The sequence below is a fragment of the Pseudomonas sp. JAI120 genome (genome assembly GCF_014207255.1).
Lineage (GTDB): Bacteria > Pseudomonadota > Gammaproteobacteria > Pseudomonadales > Pseudomonadaceae > Aquipseudomonas.
Genome location: NZ_JACHCZ010000005.1, coordinates 384,312 through 402,410, shown reverse-complemented (window position 1 = coordinate 402,410; position 18,099 = coordinate 384,312). Strand labels below are relative to the sequence as shown.

At 62.5% G+C, this 18,099-nt stretch carries 16 protein-coding genes; 8 read left to right on the top strand and 8 right to left on the bottom strand.

Translation table 11 applies throughout. The features are described 5' to 3' along the window. Positions 1-23: 23 nt before the first annotated feature. From HDC32_RS25440 to araH, 3 genes are read left to right on the top strand one after another with little or no spacing between them, the layout of a single operon-like run. Complete coding sequence (locus tag HDC32_RS25440; protein ID WP_184746015.1) at positions 24-1,028, top strand: substrate-binding domain-containing protein; 1,005 nt, start codon at positions 24-26, stop codon at positions 1,026-1,028. Next, positions 1,025-2,527, top strand: coding sequence for an L-arabinose ABC transporter ATP-binding protein AraG (araG, locus tag HDC32_RS25435; protein ID WP_184746013.1), 1,503 nt, complete (start codon positions 1,025-1,027; stop codon positions 2,525-2,527). The genes HDC32_RS25440 and araG overlap by 4 nt, the downstream gene beginning before the upstream one ends. Before the next feature lie 9 nt (positions 2,528-2,536). Further along, the gene (gene araH, locus HDC32_RS25430) at positions 2,537-3,505 is read left to right on the top strand and encodes an L-arabinose ABC transporter permease AraH (RefSeq protein WP_131700749.1); all 969 of its coding nucleotides are present in this window, start codon (positions 2,537-2,539) and stop codon (positions 3,503-3,505) included. A gap of 125 nt (positions 3,506-3,630) precedes the next feature. Here araH and HDC32_RS25425 read toward each other — a convergent pair whose 3' ends face one another. Continuing rightward, complete coding sequence (locus tag HDC32_RS25425; RefSeq protein WP_184746011.1) at positions 3,631-4,779, bottom strand: aldose epimerase family protein; 1,149 nt, start codon at positions 4,777-4,779, stop codon at positions 3,631-3,633. Between the two features lie 136 nt (positions 4,780-4,915). On the opposite strand from HDC32_RS25425, the gene HDC32_RS25420 reads away from it, so the two are divergent. Beyond that, the gene (locus HDC32_RS25420; RefSeq protein WP_131700751.1) at positions 4,916-5,683 is read left to right on the top strand and encodes an SDR family NAD(P)-dependent oxidoreductase; all 768 of its coding nucleotides are present in this window, start codon (positions 4,916-4,918) and stop codon (positions 5,681-5,683) included. A 137-nt stretch (positions 5,684-5,820) separates the two neighbouring features. On the opposite strand, the gene HDC32_RS25415 is transcribed toward HDC32_RS25420, so the two are convergent. Both HDC32_RS25415 and HDC32_RS25410 read right to left on the bottom strand, forming a co-directional pair. Beyond that, entirely contained in the window at positions 5,821-6,417 is a 597-nt protein-coding gene (locus tag HDC32_RS25415; protein ID WP_184746009.1) for a glutathione S-transferase, read from the bottom strand. A gap of 113 nt (positions 6,418-6,530) precedes the next feature. Continuing rightward, positions 6,531-7,493 carry an AraC family transcriptional regulator gene (locus tag HDC32_RS25410; protein ID WP_131700768.1) on the bottom strand — a complete coding sequence of 321 codons (963 nt, stop codon included), beginning with the start codon at positions 7,491-7,493 and terminating at the stop codon, positions 6,531-6,533. A gap of 100 nt (positions 7,494-7,593) precedes the next feature. On the opposite strand from HDC32_RS25410, the gene HDC32_RS25405 reads away from it, so the two are divergent. Both HDC32_RS25405 and yghU read left to right on the top strand, forming a co-directional pair. Further along, positions 7,594-8,829 carry an MFS transporter gene (locus HDC32_RS25405; protein ID WP_095186022.1) on the top strand — a complete coding sequence of 412 codons (1,236 nt, stop codon included), beginning with the start codon at positions 7,594-7,596 and terminating at the stop codon, positions 8,827-8,829. A 44-nt stretch (positions 8,830-8,873) separates the two neighbouring features. Next, positions 8,874-9,701, top strand: coding sequence for a glutathione-dependent disulfide-bond oxidoreductase (gene yghU / locus HDC32_RS25400; RefSeq protein ID WP_131700753.1), 828 nt, complete (start codon positions 8,874-8,876; stop codon positions 9,699-9,701). 68 nt (positions 9,702-9,769) lie between these two features. On the opposite strand, the gene HDC32_RS25395 is transcribed toward yghU, so the two are convergent. The 3 genes from HDC32_RS25395 to HDC32_RS25385 are packed head-to-tail and all read right to left on the bottom strand — an operon-like array spanning position 9,770 to position 12,511. Then, on the bottom strand, positions 9,770-10,696 hold the full coding sequence (locus tag HDC32_RS25395; RefSeq protein ID WP_053139452.1) for a sugar ABC transporter substrate-binding protein: 927 nt from the start codon (positions 10,694-10,696) through the stop codon (positions 9,770-9,772). A gap of 19 nt (positions 10,697-10,715) precedes the next feature. Continuing rightward, a complete protein-coding gene (locus tag HDC32_RS25390) occupies positions 10,716-11,495 on the bottom strand; it encodes a TIM barrel protein (protein ID WP_090405851.1) in 780 nt (259 codons plus the stop codon). Further along, positions 11,495-12,511 carry a Gfo/Idh/MocA family oxidoreductase gene (locus tag HDC32_RS25385; protein WP_131700755.1) on the bottom strand — a complete coding sequence of 339 codons (1,017 nt, stop codon included), beginning with the start codon at positions 12,509-12,511 and terminating at the stop codon, positions 11,495-11,497. The genes HDC32_RS25390 and HDC32_RS25385 overlap by 1 nt, the downstream gene beginning before the upstream one ends. 185 nt (positions 12,512-12,696) lie before the next feature. On the opposite strand from HDC32_RS25385, the gene HDC32_RS25380 reads away from it, so the two are divergent. Further along, on the top strand, positions 12,697-14,670 hold the full coding sequence (locus tag HDC32_RS25380) for a sigma-54-dependent Fis family transcriptional regulator (RefSeq protein WP_145338748.1): 1,974 nt from the start codon (positions 12,697-12,699) through the stop codon (positions 14,668-14,670). 342 nt (positions 14,671-15,012) lie between these two features. Here HDC32_RS25380 and HDC32_RS25375 read toward each other — a convergent pair whose 3' ends face one another. Then, complete coding sequence (locus HDC32_RS25375; protein ID WP_074846082.1) at positions 15,013-15,309, bottom strand: DUF6124 family protein; 297 nt, start codon at positions 15,307-15,309, stop codon at positions 15,013-15,015. 463 nt (positions 15,310-15,772) lie between these two features. Then, positions 15,773-16,822 carry a LacI family DNA-binding transcriptional regulator gene (locus HDC32_RS25370; protein WP_184746007.1) on the bottom strand — a complete coding sequence of 350 codons (1,050 nt, stop codon included), beginning with the start codon at positions 16,820-16,822 and terminating at the stop codon, positions 15,773-15,775. Between the two features lie 162 nt (positions 16,823-16,984). Between HDC32_RS25370 and HDC32_RS25365 the strand changes: the two genes are divergently transcribed. Further along, positions 16,985-18,079, top strand: a complete 1,095-nt coding sequence (locus tag HDC32_RS25365) for a fatty acid desaturase family protein (protein WP_184746005.1) — start codon at positions 16,985-16,987, stop codon at positions 18,077-18,079. Positions 18,080-18,099 lie beyond the last annotated feature (20 nt).

Genomic DNA, 18,099 nt, shown 5'->3' with positions numbered 1-18,099 from the left:
AACAACAACAAGGAGTCACCCGTATGAATCGTCGTCGTGGTATCCGTTCCCTGTGCTGCGCCGCTGTGGCGGTCTCGGCCATGAGCTTGAGCGGGCTGTTGCTGGCCGCTGAAGAAGTGAAAATCGGTTTCCTGGTCAAGCAGGCCGAGGAACCGTGGTTCCAGACCGAATGGGCCTTTGCCGAAAAAGCCGGCAAGGAACATGGCTTTACCGTGATCAAGATCGCCGTGCCCGATGGCGAGAAAACCCTCTCGGCCATCGACAGCCTGGCCGCCAACGGCGCCAAGGGCTTTGTGATCTGCCCGCCGGACGTGTCCCTGGGCCCGGCCATTGTCGCCAAGGCCAAGGCCAACGGCTTGAAAGTGATTGCCGTGGATGACCGCTTTGTCGACGCCAAGGGCAACTTCATGGAGGACGTGCCGTACCTGGGCATGGCCGCGTTTGAAGTGGGCCAGAAACAAGGCGCGGCCATGGCTGCCGAAGCGAAAAAACGCGGTTGGGACTGGAAGGACACCTACGCGGTGATCAACACCTTCAATGAACTCGACACCGGCAAGAAACGCACCGATGGCTCGATCAAATCCCTCGAAGAAGCCGGCATTCCCAAGGACCATATCCTCACCGCCGCGCTGAAAACCCTCGACGTTCCCGGCAGCATGGACGCCACCAACTCGGCCCTGGTCAAGCTGCCCAGCGGCGCGAAAAACCTGATCATCGGCGGCATGAACGACAACACCGTGCTCGGCGGCGTGCGCGCCACCGAAAGCGCCGGCTTCGCGGCGGCCAATGTGATCGGTATCGGCATCAATGGCACCGACGCCATCGGCGAATTGAAGAAAGCCAACAGCGGCTTCTTCGGCTCGATGCTGCCAAGCCCGCACATCGAGGGCTACAACACCGCGCTGATGATGTACGAGTGGGTCACCAAGGGCACTGAGCCGCCTAAATACACGGCCATGGATGAAGTGACCCTGATCACCCGCGCCAACTTCCAGGACGAACTGACCAAGATCGGGCTGTGGAAATGACCGCTGCGGCCCTGAGTTTCGAGGGGATCGGCAAGACCTTTCCCGGGGTCAAGGCGCTGGACGGCATCAGCTTCACCGCCCACCCGGGGCAGGTGCACGCCCTGATGGGCGAGAACGGTGCGGGCAAGTCGACGCTGCTGAAGATATTGGGCGGTGCCTATATCCCCAGCAGCGGCAGCGTGCAGATCGGCGCGCAGACCATGGCGTTCAAATGCGCCGCCGACAGCATCGCCAGCGGCGTGGCGGTGATTCACCAGGAGCTGCATCTGGTGCCGGAAATGACCGTCGCCGAAAACCTGTTCCTCGGGCATTTGCCATCGCGCTTCGGCGTGGTCAACCGGGGCCTGCTGCGCAAGCAGGCCCTGGCTTGTCTCAAGGGCCTGGCGGATGAAATCGACCCCGAGGAAAAACTCGGCCGCCTGTCCCTGGGCCAGCGCCAACTGGTGGAAATCGCCAAGGCGCTGTCCCGTGGCGCCCATGTGATCGCCTTCGACGAACCGACCAGCAGCCTGTCGGCGCGGGAGATCGACCGGCTGATGGCGATCATCACGCGCCTGCGGGACGAGGGCAAAGTGGTGCTCTACGTCTCGCACCGCATGGAAGAGGTGTTCCGCATCTGCAACGCGGTCACGGTGTTCAAGGACGGCCGCTACGTGCGTACCTTTGACGACATGAGTGCGTTGACCCACGACCAATTGGTGACCTGCATGGTCGGTCGCGACATCCAGGACATCTACGACTACCGCCCGCGTGAGCACGGCGAGGTGGCGCTCAAGGTGGACGGTTTGTTGGGCCCGGGTTTGCGTGAACCGATCAGTTTTGAGGTGCGCAAAGGCGAAATCCTTGGCCTGTTCGGTTTGGTGGGGGCAGGGCGCACGGAGTTGTTCCGTTTGCTCAGCGGTTTGGAGCGCGCCAGTGCCGGCAGCCTGGAGTTATGCGGGGAGGCCCTGCAACTGCGCTCACCCCGCGACGCCATCGCCGCCGGTGTGCTGCTGTGCCCGGAAGACCGCAAAAAGGAAGGCATTATTCCGCTGTCCAGCGTCGCCGAGAACATCAATATCAGCGCGCGTGGAGCCCACTCTTCGTTCGGCTGGCTGCTGCGCGATGGCTGGGAGAAGGGCAATGCCGACCAGCAGATCAAGGCAATGAAAGTCAAAACCCCGACCGCCGCGCAAAAGATCATGTACCTGTCCGGCGGCAACCAGCAGAAAGCCATTCTTGGCCGCTGGCTGTCGATGCCCATGAAGGTGCTGCTGCTGGATGAGCCGACGCGTGGCATCGACATCGGCGCCAAGGCCGAGATCTACCAGATTATCCATAACCTCGCGGCCCAGGGCATTGCGGTGATCGTGGTGTCCAGCGACCTCATGGAAGTGATGGGCATCTCCGACCGCATCCTGGTGCTGTGCGAAGGTGCGATGCGCGGCGAACAAACCCGTGAACACGCGACTGAATCCAACCTGCTGCAACTGGCCCTGCCGCGCGGCCTGGCGAACTGAGAGAAGACCATGACGACTCAAAACAACGCGCTGCCGACGGCACGCAAACCCCTCGATATGCGCGCACTGCTCGACAACTGGGCGATGCTGTTGGCTGCGGTGGGCATCTTTGTCCTGTGCGCCTTGCTCATCGATAACTTCCTCTCGCCGTTGAACATGCGCGGGCTGGGCCTGGCGATTTCCACGGTGGGCATCGCCGCCTGCACCATGCTGTTCTGCCTGGCGTCGGGGCACTTCGACTTGTCGGTAGGCTCGGTGATTGCCTGCGCCGGCGTGGTGGCGGCGATTGTGATGCGCGATACCGACAGCGTCATGCTGGGCATCGGCGCGGCGCTGCTGATGGGCCTGGTCGTGGGGCTGATCAACGGCATCGTGATCGCCAAGCTGAGGGTCAATGCGTTGATCACCACCTTGGCGACCATGCAGATCGTGCGCGGCCTGGCCTATATCTTTGCCGACGGCAAGGCGGTGGGTGTGTCCCAGGACCAGTTCTTTATCTTTGGCAATGGCCAGTTGTTCGGCGTGCCGGTGCCGATCCTGATCACCATCGTGTGCTTCCTGTTTTTCGGCTGGCTGCTCAACTACACCACCTACGGGCGCAACACCATGGCCATCGGCGGCAACCCGGAAGCGGCGCTGCTGGCGGGGGTGAACGTCGACCGCACCAAGATCCTGATCTTCGCCGTGCACGGTCTGATCGGCGCATTGGCCGGGGTGATCCTCGCCTCACGCATGACCTCGGGCCAACCGATGATCGGCCAGGGTTTCGAGCTGACGGTGATTTCTGCCTGCGTGCTGGGCGGGGTGTCGCTGAGTGGCGGCATCGGCATGATTCGCCACGTGATCGCCGGGGTGTTGATTTTGGCGATCATTGAGAACGCGATGAACCTGAAGAACATCGACACCTTCTACCAGTACGTGATCCGCGGTTCGATCCTGCTGCTGGCGGTGGTCATCGACCGCATGAAACAACGCTGAACTTCTTTTCATGTGAGGCTCAAAATGTGGGAGGGGGCTTGCCCCCGATGGCGGTGTATCAGAAGCAAATATGCAGACTGACACTCCGCAATCGGGGGCAAGCCCCCTCCCACAGTAAAGCGGTTTTAATCAGCGGAGAACTTGAAGACGGTGTTCTGGGTATACGTCTGTCCTGGATTCAAACGGGTCGAGGCAAACGTCGGTTGGTTAGGCGCATCCGGATAGTGCTGGGTCTCCAAGGTGAAACCACTCCAGTGCAGGTAGGTCTTGCCACCTTTGCCCTTCACCGAACCATCCAGGAAGTTGCTGGTATAGAACTGCACGCCCGGCTCGCTGGTGTAGAGCTGCAAGCGCCGGCCTGACGCCGGGTCATGCACCTCGGCGGCCAGTTGCTTGACGTCGCCTTTGGTGTCCAGCGCCCAGTTGAAGTCAAACCCACCCTGTTTTGGCTCGGCAAACTTGAGCTGCGGATGATCCTCCTTGATGTGCTGCCCAATCGGGGTGGGCTTGAGGAAGTCCATCGGCGTGCCCTTGACCGGTGCGAGTTCGCCGGTCGGAATCAAGGTGGCGTTCACCGGGGTGTAATGGCTGGCATGCAAGGTCGCGACTTGCTTGAGGATGTCGCCGTTACCCGCACCGGCCAGGTTGAAGTAGCTGTGGTTGGTGAGGTTGAGCACCGTCGGTTTGTCGGTGGTGGCTTTGTAGTCGATGTGCAGTTCGTTCTTGTCGTTGAGGCGGTAGGTGACTTCGGTTTTCAAGTTACCGGGAAAACCCATCTCACCGTCCTTGGACAGGTAGCTCAGCTTCACGCCGACCGAGTCCTTGTCCTTGACCGACTCGGCCTTCCACACCTGCTTGTCGAAGCCCTGGGCGCCGCCATGCAGTGAGTTGGGGCCGTCGTTGAGCGGCACCTGGAAGCGCTTGCCGTCGAGTTCAAAGGCGCCGCCGGCCAGACGATTGCCGAAGCGGCCGATGGTTGCGCCGAAAAACGCCGTACCGCTTTGATAGCCTTGCACGTCGTCAAAGCCCAGCACCACATCGTCGACCTTGCCGTTTTTGTCCGGCACTTTCAGCGATTGCAACACGCCGCCGTAGGTGATCACCGTGGCTTGCATGCCGTGACTGTTGCGCAAGATGTATTGTTCGACGGCAGTGCCGTCGTTGGTTTTACCGAAAGGTTTTTGCTCGCTGCTCAGACCGGCCGCCTGGGCGCCGCCGCTGGCGATCATCATGGACAGCGCCAGGCCGGACAGCAGGTATCGAGGGTGCTTCATGGTCGAACTTCCTTTTGTTGTTTTGAGTGGAATAGTTCTACTAATAGCGATATTTTGTCGTTGTGACAGCGAATTTATAGCCTTTTACCCCGGTTTCGTAAAATAAAATAAGACTAATTGATCGAGGCATCCTTTTATGAGTACTGAACACGCCGTTTATCCCGACCTCAAGGGCAAGACCGTATTGATTTCCGGGGGCGCCTCGGGGATCGGCGAATTCATGGTGCGGGCCTTCGCCGTGCAGGGTGCCAAGGTCGGGTTTGTGGACCGCGCGCAAAGCCAGGGTGAACGCCTGGCGGCGCTGTTGAGTTCCCAGGGGCATGCCGTGGAGTTCGTGTGTTGCGACATCACCGATGAAATCGCCTACAAGGCGGCGATAGGGCGCTTCGAGCATTCCCTGGGGCCGATCACCGTGCTGGTGAACAACGCCGCCAATGACGTGCGCCACACCCTGGAAGAAGTCGATTCGGAAACCTTCGACAAGCTGATCTCGGTCAACCTGAAGCACGCCTTCTTTGCCGCCAAGGCCGTGGTGCCGATGATGAAACGTGCCGGCAGCGGCTCGATCATCAACCTCGGCTCCGTCGGCTGGATGATGGCCTCCGCCGGCTACCCGGTGTACGCCGCCAGCAAGGCCGCCGCCCACGGCATGACCCGCGCGCTGGCACGCGAGCTGGGGCCCAACCGTATCCGTGTGAACACGCTGGTGCCGGGCTGGGTGATGACCGAAAAACAGCTGGCCATGTGGGTGGATGACGCCGCCAAGGAACTGATCAGCCGCAGCCAGTGCCTGCCCGGCAGCGTACTGCCGGAACACATCGCCAATATGGCGCTGTTTCTTGCTTCCGATGCGTCGGCGATGTGTTCGGCGCAGAACTTTATTGTGGATGGCGGCTGGGTCTGAGCCGAACACCCTCTCTCAGACAACACAGACCAATGTGGGAGGGGGCTTGCCCCGATAGCAGTCTTTCAGTAATACATCTGCTGACTGACACACCGCCATCGGGAGCAAGCCCCCTCCCACATTTGAAGCTGTGTCGCTTATTCGATGGGGTAACGCTTGAACGCCGGATGCTGCTCCAGCCTTTCGGTATGCCGTTGCAGGTTGGGAAACGCATCCGCCTTGACCACCGACGCCACGGTGAACTGGCTGAACGACCACGCCACCGCCGCCGTAATCGACGCCTGGGTCAGTGCTTCGCTGTCGCCCAGTTGCTTGTCCAGCAACCCATAGGCCGCGAGCAATTGGCCGGTCACGCGCTCAAGCCACGGTGCATGCAGTTTCTCGGCCGGGCGCAGGTTGTGTTCATAGACGATCTGCACGCTCTTCTCACAGGCTGCCAGCGCCAGTCCCAGAACGTGCAAGTCCTTGGCCAGTGCCGCCAGTTGTTGGGGCAGCAGCTTCCTGTCAGCCGGGGCCAGGGCTTCGAGGTACTCCAGGATCAGGCTGGAGTCCATCAATACCGTGCCATCGTCCAGCACCAGGGTAGGGGCCTTGACCACCGGGTTGATCTGCGCAAATTCGTTGAAGGTGCGGAACACGGACAAGGGTTCATGCACGAAATCCACCCCGTACAGGTCCAGGGAAATTGCCACGCGGCGTACGTAAGGCGAGTCCAGCATGCCGACCAGTTTCATGAAGCCTCCACTGCTATCAGGGTGATGGGCTCAAGAGATTAAGGTTACTCGGTCATCCTGCGCAATGGCCGTTACGTCTCCACCCACTGCCCAATCGGTCGGCAAGGATGTCCTCATGCCGGGCTCCTGAAGCCTTGGCGGCTGGCGCCCGGCGGTTGCCCGGTGATGCGTTTGTAGGCGCGACTGAAGGCCGCCTGGGAGGTATAGCCGAGGCGGTACGCCACTTCTTCGATGGGCAGTCGCTCAAGGGTCAGCCACTGGCTGGCGAGGCGCATGCGCAGCTCGGTCACGTAACGCAGCGGCGGTACCCCCAGGGTCGCCTGGAAACGATCCGCGAACACCGAGCGTGAGGTATGACAGTGCGCCGCCAGTTCGGCCACGCTCCAGTCGCGTCCCGGTTGCTGGTGCAGGGCGAGCAGGGCGCCGGCCAGGCGGGTGTCGCGCAACGCGGCCGCGAGGCCCGACGCATTAGCGCAGGCGCACTCGACCCAGCCCCGCACGATCATCGCCGCCACCACATCGGCCAGGCGCGCAAGGATGCCGGCATAACCGACGCGGGCGCTGGAGACTTCGCGTTCCATCACCGCCAGGATCGGCATCAAGCCGGGGTAACGCTGGCCCCCGGCGTCGATCAGCATCAAGGCCGGCATCAGGTTGCCGAGGCCTTGGATGCTGTCGAGCTCGAACTCCATGCAGGCGCTGAACAGCAGGGTGCTGGAGGGAGCAAAGGGCGAGGCATTCACCGCGCACACGGTATCGCCCAGCGGTGCAGCGTCGAAGCTGGCGATGTCCTGCACGGGATCATCCGGGTTGGACAGCAGCGCATGGGCGCCACCGTGGGCGATAAACACCGCATTGCCGGCCGACAACTCAAAGAGGCTGCCGTCGTGCAGGCGCAGGGTCGCGCAGCCGGCGGCCAGAAAATGGAAATACGCATGGCCTGGCTTGGCCGCAAAGCTGATGCCGAACACCGGCCCGGCCTGGATGCGCCGGTACTGCACGCCGCGCAGGCGCATGCTGCGCAGCAGCTCATTGATCAGCTCGGAGGACAGGGTGAATGCGTTGTCGGCTGGCATGTTCGGGGTTTCGGTCAAGAACTCAAGGGTTTGAATCATAGATCATCCTGAAGGGCAAACCTAGACTGGCCATCACGTAAATGCCTGAGGATGTCCTGTGATGAATGATTGTGTGTCCCATGCCCCTGTCGATGGCAGGGCAGAACCGACCACGCCGGCCTGGATGGCGGTGTTTTCTCTGGCGATGGGCGTGTTCGGCCTGCTCACGGCGGAGTACCTGCCGGCCAGCCTGCTGACGCCGATGGCCTTGGACCTGGGCGTGTCGGAAGCGTTGGCCGGGCAAGCGGTCACGGTTACGGCGGTGGTGGCGTTGTTCGCCGGTTTGCTGGTGCCTGGCCTGACGCGCGGCATCGACCGGCGCCTGGTGCTGTTGGGTTTCTCCACGCTGATGATTGCGTCCAACCTGCTGGTGGCGTTCTCGTCCAGCCTCCTGGTGCTGTTGTTGATGCGTATCCTGCTGGGCATTGCCCTCGGCGGTTTCTGGAGCATGGCGGCGGCCGTTGCGATGCGCCTGGTACCGGCGGCATTGCTGCCGCGTGCCTTGTCGATCATCTTCAGCGGCATTGCGGTGGGTACCGTGGTCGCGGTGCCATTGGGCAGCTACCTGGGGGACCTGTATGGCTGGCGCAGTGCATTTGTGGCTGCGGCCGCCGTCGGCGTGGTGACCCTGGCCTTCCAGCTGTTCACGCTGCCGCGCCTGGCACCCAGCGGCACCGCGCGCCTGCGCACCGTGCTTGATGTACTGCTGCGCCCCGGCATTGCCATCGGCATGTTCGGCTGCGTGCTGGTGCACACCGGGCACTTCGCGCTGTTTACCTACATTCGCCCGTTTCTGGAAAGCGCCACCGGGGTCGGCACCCAGGGGCTGGCGTTGATGCTGCTGGGGTTCGGCGCGGCGAATTTTGTCGGCACGCTGCTGGCCGGGTGGTTGCTGGTGCGCAACCCCCGGGGCACCCTGGTGTTGATGCCGGTCCTGGTGGGCGTCGCTGCGTTGGCCCTGGTGTTGCTGCCTGCGTCACTGCCGGGTCAGGCATTGCTCCTGGCGCTGTGGGGCATGGCCTTCGGCGGGGTGCCGGTGGCGTGGTCGAACTGGGTGGCGCGTGCGGTGCCGGATCAGGCCGAAAGTGCCGGCGGCATGGTGGTCGCTTCGGTGCAATCGGCCATCGCGGCGGGTGCGGCGGGCGGGGGCGCGATGTTCAGTGCCACCGGCATCGACGGGGTGTTTCTGGGCGCGGGTTGCTTGATGCTGCTGGCGGCCTTGTTGATCGCGCTGCGAGTGCAGGTGCCCCGGCACGCTGCGGCGGGGAGTGTGACGCACCACCCGTCTTTGGTTTAGTCTCAAGCGCTTCGCTGATCGCAAACGCTTCTGGAGCCGTAAGCATGACCGAATATGTACCCCCGAAAGTCTGGACCTGGGACGCCGAAAGCGGCGGCACCTTCGCCAGCATCAATCGCCCCATCGCCGGTGCCACCCATGAAAAGGAATTGCCGGTCGGCAAGCATCCGCTGCAGCTGTACTCCCTGGCCACGCCCAACGGGCAGAAGGTCACCATCCTCCTTGAAGAGCTGCTGGCCCTGGGGCACAGCGGCGCGGAGTACGACGCCTGGCTGATCAAGATCGGCGACGGCGACCAGTTCGGCAGCGGCTTTGTCGCGGTCAACCCGAACTCCAAGATCCCGGCCTTGATGGACCACAGCGGCGCCCAGCCGATTCGTGTGTTTGAATCCGGCGCGATCCTGCAGTACCTGGCCGAGAAGTTCGGCGCCTTCTTCCCCACCGAGCCTGCTGCCCGCGCGGAGTGCCTGTCGTGGTTGTTCTGGCAGATGGGCAGCGCGCCGTACCTGGGCGGTGGCTTCGGGCATTTCTATGCCTATGCGCCGAGCAAGATGGAATACCCGATCAACCGCTTTGCCATGGAAACCAAGCGCCAGTTGGATGTACTGGACCAGCGCCTGGCCGTGAGCGAATACATTGCCGGGGATGAATACACCATCGCCGACATTGCCATCTGGCCGTGGTACGGCGGGCTGGTCAAAGGCCGCTTGTATGGGGCGGCGGAGTTTCTGTCGGTGCACGAGTACAAGCACGTACAGCGCTGGGCCGACGCGATTGATGCGCGGCCTGCGGTGCAGCGTGGGCGGCGGGTGAATCGGGTGTCGGGCGAGGAACAGTTGCCCGAGCGGCATGACGCAAGTGACCTGGACTGAAGGCCTGCACTGTAAAAAATGTGGGAAGGGGCAAGCCCCTCCCACATTTGGATGTCCTTATCTTCGATTTACTTGTAGCGCTGTTCGAACACCGCCACCTGTTCCGGCTTAATGAGCTCGAACGGCACCCACACCTCCGACTCGATCGGCTCGCCCTTGATCATCTTGATCGCCGACTGCACCGCTTGCGTGGCCTGGGCCTTGGGGTCCTGGAACACCGAGGCGGTGAGCATGCCTCGCTTGATCGCCGCCAAACCGTCGGGCAAGCCGTCGATGCCAATAATCGCGATCTCACCCTTGGCCTTGCCCGACTGTTGCAAGGCCATGGCCGCGCCAATCGCCATTTCATCGTTGTTGGCGACGATGGCATCAAACTGCGTGCCCGCCAGCAGCCAGTTGCTGGTCAGGTCCATGCCCTTGCTGCGTTGCCATTCGGCGCTTTGCTGCTCGACCACCTTGATGCCGGGAAAGTCCTTGAGCACCTGCTTGGCGCCTTCGGTGCGGTCATGGGTGGCGTTCTGCGCGAGGTCGCCCATGATGATCGCCACATTGCCTTTGCCGCCGAGTTTTTCCGCGAGGTAGCGCATCTGCAATTGCCCGGCTTCGATATCGTTGGACGCCACGGTGACCACGCCCTTGGGCAAGGTGCGCTCATCCGGGTGGCGGTTGACGTACACCAGCGGCGTCTTGGCTGCCACGGCGGCGCGGGTCATGTTGGCGGTGGCGGCGGTGTCCACCGGCAGCACGATCACGGCGTCGACTTTCTGGTTGAGAAAGCCTTCGACCTGGTTGAGCTGGCGCACCACGTCGCCCTGGGCGTCTTCGAACTGGATCTGCACGTCCTGTTGTTTAGCGGCATTTTCCAGGCCGGTGCGCACGTAGGTCATGAAGTTATCGTCGACCCGCGCGATGCTCACGCCGATGCGATACGCGGCGAAGGTCCATTGGCTGAACAGCAGTAAAAACGCAGCAACAAGCAATGAATAGCGATGCATGAGGGTGTTCCTTTTATTGTTATAGGGTGAACGCTTGACGGAAACGCTCCAGGGCCAACTCGCTGTCGCCGCTGGCCCAGCCTTCGAGGCCGACCACGCCGTTGTATCCCATGGCGTGCAGGGCCCTGGCAATGGCCGGGTAGTGGATTTCGCCGGTGCCGGGCTCCTTGCGTCCGGGCACGTCGGCCACCTGGATTTCACCGATGGCGCTGCCTGCGCGCTGGATCAGCTCGATCAGGTTTCCTTCGCCGATCTGCGCGTGGTACAGGTCCAGGTTCATTTTCAGGTGCGGGCTGCCCACGGCTTCGATCAGCGCCAGGGTGTCGTCGGCGCGGGCGAACGGGGTGCCGGGGTGGTCGACCTCGGTGTTGAGGTTTTCCAGCAGGAACACGCGACCGGCGTCTTCGCCCAGGCGCGCGATTTTTTCCAGCGCCTTGCACGCGCTCAGCCACATGCGTCCGGTGGTCTGGCTCACGGGCTGCACCGGCAGGCCGCCGTCCCCCAGGCCGGTGCCGTGCAGGTTGAGGCTGGGGCAGTTCAGGCGCTCGGCGACGCCGATGGATTCGCGCGCGCTGTCGAGCAGTTGGCGGATGCCGTCGGGGTCGGTGAGGGTACCGCTGATATAGCCGGTCATCGAGGTGAAATCGGCGCCGGTGGCGGCCAGGGCGCTGATGTCTTTATTGGTCCAATTCCAGATCTCCGCGCTGAAACCCAGTGCATGGATGCGCTTCACGCGCTCGATGAAGGGCAGGTCGAGAAACACCATCTCGGCACTGATCGCCAGTTTGAACGGGCTCATCAACGGGCTCCCTGCACGGCCACGGCCTTGCCGGTTTCGAACGACTCGATACAGGCGCGGGCGATCGCCAGGGCGGCACGCGCGTCTTCACCACTGGCCATGGGCTTGGCGCCGCTGCGCAGGCAGTCGACAAAGTGGTTGAGTTCGGCGATGTAGGCGTCGCGCAGCAGGTCGGTGTCCATACGCTGGGTGTCGGCCTGGATGCCCTGGGCCAGGTAGCGCACCAGGTCGGAGTCGTTGAGGCTGCCCATGCTCAGCATGCCGGCGCTGCCGAACACTTCGCCGCGTACGTCGTAGCCGTACACCGCCTGGAAGTTGGCCTCGGCGGTGGCGATGGCACCGTTGTCGAAGCGGATCGCGACCACGGCGGTGTCGAGGAAACCTTTGCTTTTGTATTCCGGCGCGATCAGTGCGTCGGCCATCACATACACCTGCACCGCTTCGGCACCGGGGTTGAGGTAGCGCAGGGTGTCGAAGTCGTGGATCAGGGTTTCCAGGAAGATCACCCATTGCGGCGAATTGGCCGGGTTGTTGAGTGCCGGGTCGCGGGTCAGCGAACGCAACAATTGCGGCGTGCCGATGCGGCCGGCCGCCACATCGAGGTGGGCAGTGCGAAAACTCTTGGCGAAACGTCGATTGAAGCCGACCTGCAGCGGCACGCGCGCATCGGCCGCGGCGGCAATGGCGCGGTCGGCTTCGTCGAGGGTGATGGCCATGGGTTTTTCGCAGAAGATCCCCTTGCCGGCGCGGGCGGCGCTGATCACCAGTTCGGCGTGGCTGCGGGCGGGGGCGGCGATGATGACGCCGTCGATGTCCGGGTCGTCGAGCAGCTGCTGCGGGTCGGTGTAGACCTTGTCCACGCCCAGTTCGGCTGCCAGGCGTGCGGCTTGACCGGGAGTGGGGTCGGCGATGGCGGCGAGGGTCGCGCCGGGGATGTGTCGCGCGGCGGTCAGGCCGTGGAAACTGCCCATGCGACCAGCACCGATCAAACCCAGGCGGATGTTCTGTGTACTCATGAAATGACCCCTTTTTATTGTTGGCCGCAGGACAGTCCTGACTGGCAAAGGGGCAGGAGCAAAGGTTATGCCAATTTATAAGTCTCTGATAATTAAGGATTTATAAAATACAATAAACAAAATGTGTTCATTTTTATGACATGCCTATACTGACATGTCAAAAACATGAACATGGATACCTCCCGATGAGCATGGCGTTCAGCGTACAAGACCTCGACTACCTGACGGCCCTGGGGCCTGCGGCGTTGAACGACGGCCCCGTTGCTGCGTTGGAACAGGCGTGGCGCGCGTGCCTGGCCGGGCAGGTGCAGCGCCCGGCCGAGGTGCGGCAGGTAATCTGGGACTCGTGGCGGCGCAGCGTCGAAGCCGCTATCGACCCGCAGGACAGCCAATACCGCTTCGCCGCCGCCGACACGCTGGCGGCCACCCTGGCCAGCCATCGCGTGCTGATCGCCGCCGCCGCGCAAGTCATGCACGGCTTGTTGGCCTACAACCCTCGGGGCCATATCAACCTCACCGACGCCGATGGCATCACCCTGTATTTCTGCGGGCTGGACATCACCCCCGTCGGCAGTCGCCTGCTCGAATCGGTCCAGGGCACCAACTGCACCGGCCTGGCCCTGGCCGAGGACCGCCTGGTGTACGTGCTGGCCGAAGAGAACTTCGGCAGCGGCCTGCGCCAACGCCGCATGCACTGCGCCGCCGCGCCGATCAGGAATGCCCAGGGCCAAACCCTGGCGATGCTGACCCTCACCGCCGAACCCGGCTGGTTTCACTTTCACACCCTCGGCACCGTGCAAGCGGCTGCCGAAGCGGTCTCCCGCCAAATGGCCCTGCAGGCGCTGTTGGCAGAGCAGCAAACCGTGCTCGAAGTCCTTAACGAAGGCCTGGTGGTGCTCGATGAGCATGGCTGCATCAAGGCGCTCAACCGTTACGCCCGGCAACTGTTCGGGGTGGGCCTGGAACTGATCGGCAGCTCCTTCCAGCACCTGGGCCGCAGTGAGTTGAGTGACGCCATTCTTTTACGCGGCGGTGAGCCGGTGCGTGACCTCGATTGCACCTTCCACCTGCACGACCGCAGCCAGCTCGCTTGCCTGGTCTCGGTGTGCCCGCTGGAGCAGGGCGGGGTGATCGTGTCGTTGCGCGAGAACCGCCGCATCCGTGAAATCACCCGGCGCATCATCAGCACCCAGGCCCGCTACACCTTTGACACCATCCAGGGCACGTCGCGGGCGATCCAGGACGCGCTGCACCTGGGGCGCATCGCCAGTCGCAGTGAATCCACCACCCTGATCCTCGGCGAAAGCGGCACCGGCAAGGAGCTGTTCGCCCAGGCCATCCACAACGCCAGCGACCGCGCCAACGGCCCGTTCGTGGCGGTCAACTGCGGCGCGATCCCGCGCGATCTGGTGCAAAGCGAGCTATTCGGGCATGTCGAAGGCGCATTCACCGGCTCGGCCCGGGGCGGGTCGGCGGGCAAGTTTGAACTGGCCGATGGCGGCACCATCTTTTTGGATGAGATTGGGGATATGTCCTTCGACGCTCAGGTCAGCCTGTTGCGGGTGTTGCAGGAAGGCGAGATCACCCGCGTCGGCGCGAAAAATTCACGGCCAGTGGACGTACGGATCATTGCAGCCACCCACCGCAACCTCAGCCAGGCGGTGGCCGAAGGCGCGTTCCGTGAAGACCTCTACTACCGCCTCAACGTACTGAACCTGACCGTGCCGCCGCTGCGTATGCGCCGTGAAGATATTCCGCTGCTGGCACGGCACTTCCTCACGCGCTGCGCCCGTTCGCTGCGCAAATCGGTACAGGGTTTTTCCCCGGACGCGCTGGAACTGCTGTCGGCCTACGGCTGGCCGGGCAATGTGCGAGAGCTGGAAAACAGCATCGAGCGCGCCACCAACCTGGCGACGGGCGAACTGATCCAGGCGGCCGACTTACCCCTGGAAACCAGACCGCGCGCCACGCTGCGCCACTACGAACCCCAGCCTGCCCAAGACTTGAGCAGCCACGAAATGCACGCCATCGTCGCCGCACTCAAAAGCACCGGCGGCAACATCCGCCTGGCCGCCCGGCAACTGAACGTATCGCGCGGTGGGCTGTACAACAAGATGAGTCGATTCGGGCTGAGTGCCGGGGATTTTCGCGGAGCGTAAGGTCAAAATGTGGGAGGGGCTTGCCCCCGATAACCATAGGTATCTACACAACGTTGGCTCAACGCTGAAAGCGCGGCAGATAGGGCGGGTGTGGCGAGCGGGCTTGTCCCGCGTTGGGCTGCGCAGCAGCCCCAAAACCAGCCTCTACAGAGTATCTGATACACCGCGATCTTCTTGACTGGGGCTGCTACGCAGCCCAACGCGGGACAAGCCCGCTCGCCACAGGGAGATTTGTCAGGGGCTGAAAAGTTGTGTAGATACCCTTGCCCCGATAGCGGAGTGTCAGTTGACATCCACTTAACTGACCCACCGCCATCGGGGTGCAAGCCCCCTCCCACATGTCTAACCGCGTTTCAGGCAGTTGATGGAGCGATCCACAGTGGTTTTGGCAATTTCCAGCAAATGCCACACCGCCAAGATCTTCGCCCGCTCCGGGCTTTCCAGCTGTTCCCCGCAATCCAGCGCAGTCGCCGACGCACTGTCGAGCAAACTGGCGGTGTAGAGCAGGGCATCTTCAAAGCTCAGGTCTTCGTTGACGGAGTGAAAGCCTTGGGTGGGGAGATAGTGATCGATGGCGCGGTTGAAGGCGGCGCGGTCTTTGGCGGGATCGTGGGGTGGGTCTGGGACGACTTTATTCATTGTGCAACTCCTATTGAGTAAAGGAGCTACCGCCAACGCTGCTAAACGAGGGTGGCAGCTGTACGCGGGTTAGCAGACCGGTCAATAGGAAAACCAGCGCACCCGAAGGTGCCCCGCGCACAGCCACCATAAACGCAGATGTGAACCGTGTGCCTATTGACGTCAGGCTGCTAAACCCGATCACTGATGAGCAGTGACGGACCGCAGACTAGCCACCGATTCCAGCAGGCACAAGGCGGCCAGGATTGTCTAGGAAACGTCCTGCAATTAAAAGGGACCGGCCTTGCTGGCCCTTTACAAACCATGACAAAACGCCACCAAGCCAGCAATGGAACGCGGTCGATGTGGGAGGGGCGGTGCGACGATTCGACTTGCCCCCGATAGCTGAGTGTCAGTTGACATCTACTTAACTGACCCACCGCTATCGGGGGCAAGCCCCCTCCCACATTTTGATCTCCATGTATCAGGCACACATGTTCTCCGAGGTGACAATCTGCGGCGCGATATACACCCGATGCCGCCCCGGATCAAACCCCTCGGCACTCTGCAATTCCACCAGCAACTGCACCAGCGCGTTCGCTGTCTGCCTGGGCTGTGAATCCATCACCACATCGATCAACCCCTGGCTCAGCGCCTGGCGTGACAGCTGCGTGGACTCCTGCAAAATGCAGCACAACGCCGGGCGCTTGGGCAGTTGCGCGAGGGCGCTGATGATGCCGTCGCCGCCACCGCCCACCACGCACAGGCCACGCAGGTCGGTGTGGCGGGTGAGCAGGTCGAGAGTGGCTTCTTCGGTGATGTCGCAGTTGTCCAGGTTGATCAGCGGCTCCAGCGGTTTGAGACCGGGGGCGTGTTCGGTGAGGTAGCTGTGCAGGCCTTCGACCCGTGCCTGGTGACCCAGAAAGCGATGGCCGCCGAGCAGGATCCCCACGCTGCCTTTGCGTGCGCCACAGGTGCGGGCGAGCAGCCAGCCCATGGTGCGGCCGACCACGTGGTTGTCCTGGCCCACATAAGGTTCAAGGGCTTGCTCGTGAATATCCGAAAGCAGGGCCACCACCGGCACGCCGGCCTCGCGGATCTGTGCCAGGCACGCGTTGATCAGCGGGTGGGCGAAGCTGACCACGGCGAGGGCATCGCACTGCACGGCCAGTTGTTCGATCTGCGCGACGATGGCGCTGGGTGTGCGGTCGTTGATGTAGTCGAATTGACAGGTCAGGTTTGCGGTGGCGTGATGCTGGGCGGCATCGGCAATCGACTGCGCCAGGTGGGCATAGAACGCTTGGGCGGTGCCCAGCAACAGAATGCCGAAGCGATAAGTCGGCCGGCGTTCGCGTATGCGTTGGCCGATCAGCCGCGCCGCAAAATAGCCCACGGCTTCGGCGGCCTGGAACACCTGCTCGGCCGTCTGCGGATTGACTGGCGCACGCGCATTCAGCACGCGGTCGACGGTGGCCACGCTGAGGCCCGCATGGGCGGCCACGGTGGCGATGGTCGGGCGTTTATTGTTGTTCATGACAGCCCCCTTGAGCGTCTTGATAGAAAACTATCAAGCCCCGCTGGGCCTGGATGATAGCTTGATAGGGAATGGATTCAAGGCCTTGAGGGTGATTTAGCCGCACTCTATCGTTGGTTTCGCAAAGCACCTGAAACCTCTCGCTTGCGGAGAACAATAACAATGCCTGAACACACCGCTCGTACCGCTCGGCGCGACTACAGCCTCACCGGCCCCGAAGCCGCCCGCGCGGCGGAAAAAGGCCTGGTCTCGGCCAGTTGGTACCAATCGCCGATTTCCCGTAAACGCCTGAAAGAACTGATGCAACGCCGCGACGGCCCGGCCTTGCTCGACACCGCTATTTGGGTGAGTGCGCTGTTCGCCACCGGCTTCGGCGGCTACTGGTTCTGGGGCACGTGGGCGTGCGTGCCGTTCTTCCTCGTCTATGGCGTGCTGTACGGCACCGCGTCCAACCCGCGCTGGCACGAAACCGGCCACGGCAGCGCGTTCAAGACCCGCTGGATGAATGACGTGCTGTACCAGGTCGCAAGCTTCATGTGCATCTTCGAACCCCACGTGTGGCGCTGGAGCCATGCCCGGCACCACACCGACACCATCGTCGTCGGCCGTGACCCGGAGATCGTCGAGCCTCGCCCGCCGAGCCTGCCGATGATGTTTCTCAGCCTGTTCAACCTGCCCCTGGCCTGGAAGACCTTCAGCGGTGTGGCGCGCCATGCAATCGGCCAGATGAGTGCCCAGGAGGCGGACTTTATCCCCGAATCGGAATGGCCCAAGGTGTTCCGCGCCGCGCGTATCTGGGTTGGCATTTATGCGCTGGTGATCGGCACCGCGTTGTACCTGCACAGCTGGTTGCCGCTGATGCTGGTTGGGCTGCCAAGTATTTACGGCGCCTGGCTCGGCTACGTGTTCGGCCTCACCCAGCATGTGGGCCTGGCTGAAGATGTGCTCGACCACCGCAGCAACTGCCGCACCATCTACATGAACCGCGTGCTGCGCTTTATCTACATGGACATGAACTACCACCTCGAACACCACATGTACCCGATGGTGCCGTACCACGCACTCCAGCAATTGCACGAAGAGATCCGCAGCGACTGCCCGCCGCCGTACGCCAACCTGTTTGAGGCGTACAAGGAAATCCTTCCGACGATCTGGAAGCAGCGCAGCGATCCGACTTACTTCGTTCAACGCCCTATCAATCCCCGTGCTGAAACGGCCGCCAGTGCACCAATGCATGCAGAAGCCACCGTCGGCTGAATCCCACCCAAGAACAAGAG

What these genes read in the sequence shown, in the direction of transcription:
- HDC32_RS25440 (WP_184746015.1), top strand. Translation starts at nt 24, where the DNA reads ATGAATCGTCGTCGTGGTATCCGTTCCCTGTGCTGCGCCGCTGTGGCG.
- araG (WP_184746013.1), top strand. Translation starts at nt 1,025, where the DNA reads ATGACCGCTGCGGCCCTGAGTTTCGAGGGGATCGGCAAGACCTTTCCC.
- araH (WP_131700749.1), top strand. Translation starts at nt 2,537, where the DNA reads ATGACGACTCAAAACAACGCGCTGCCGACGGCACGCAAACCCCTCGAT.
- HDC32_RS25425 (WP_184746011.1), bottom strand. Translation starts at nt 4,779, where the DNA reads ATGAAGCACCCTCGATACCTGCTGTCCGGCCTGGCGCTGTCCATGATG.
- HDC32_RS25420 (WP_131700751.1), top strand. Translation starts at nt 4,916, where the DNA reads ATGAGTACTGAACACGCCGTTTATCCCGACCTCAAGGGCAAGACCGTA.
- HDC32_RS25415 (WP_184746009.1), bottom strand. Translation starts at nt 6,417, where the DNA reads ATGAAACTGGTCGGCATGCTGGACTCGCCTTACGTACGCCGCGTGGCA.
- HDC32_RS25410 (WP_131700768.1), bottom strand. Translation starts at nt 7,493, where the DNA reads ATGCCAGCCGACAACGCATTCACCCTGTCCTCCGAGCTGATCAATGAG.
- HDC32_RS25405 (WP_095186022.1), top strand. Translation starts at nt 7,594, where the DNA reads ATGAATGATTGTGTGTCCCATGCCCCTGTCGATGGCAGGGCAGAACCG.
- yghU (WP_131700753.1), top strand. Translation starts at nt 8,874, where the DNA reads ATGACCGAATATGTACCCCCGAAAGTCTGGACCTGGGACGCCGAAAGC.
- HDC32_RS25395 (WP_053139452.1), bottom strand. Translation starts at nt 10,696, where the DNA reads ATGCATCGCTATTCATTGCTTGTTGCTGCGTTTTTACTGCTGTTCAGC.
- HDC32_RS25390 (WP_090405851.1), bottom strand. Translation starts at nt 11,495, where the DNA reads ATGAGCCCGTTCAAACTGGCGATCAGTGCCGAGATGGTGTTTCTCGAC.
- HDC32_RS25385 (WP_131700755.1), bottom strand. Translation starts at nt 12,511, where the DNA reads ATGAGTACACAGAACATCCGCCTGGGTTTGATCGGTGCTGGTCGCATG.
- HDC32_RS25380 (WP_145338748.1), top strand. Translation starts at nt 12,697, where the DNA reads ATGAGCATGGCGTTCAGCGTACAAGACCTCGACTACCTGACGGCCCTG.
- HDC32_RS25375 (WP_074846082.1), bottom strand. Translation starts at nt 15,309, where the DNA reads ATGAATAAAGTCGTCCCAGACCCACCCCACGATCCCGCCAAAGACCGC.
- HDC32_RS25370 (WP_184746007.1), bottom strand. Translation starts at nt 16,822, where the DNA reads ATGAACAACAATAAACGCCCGACCATCGCCACCGTGGCCGCCCATGCG.
- HDC32_RS25365 (WP_184746005.1), top strand. Translation starts at nt 16,985, where the DNA reads ATGCCTGAACACACCGCTCGTACCGCTCGGCGCGACTACAGCCTCACC.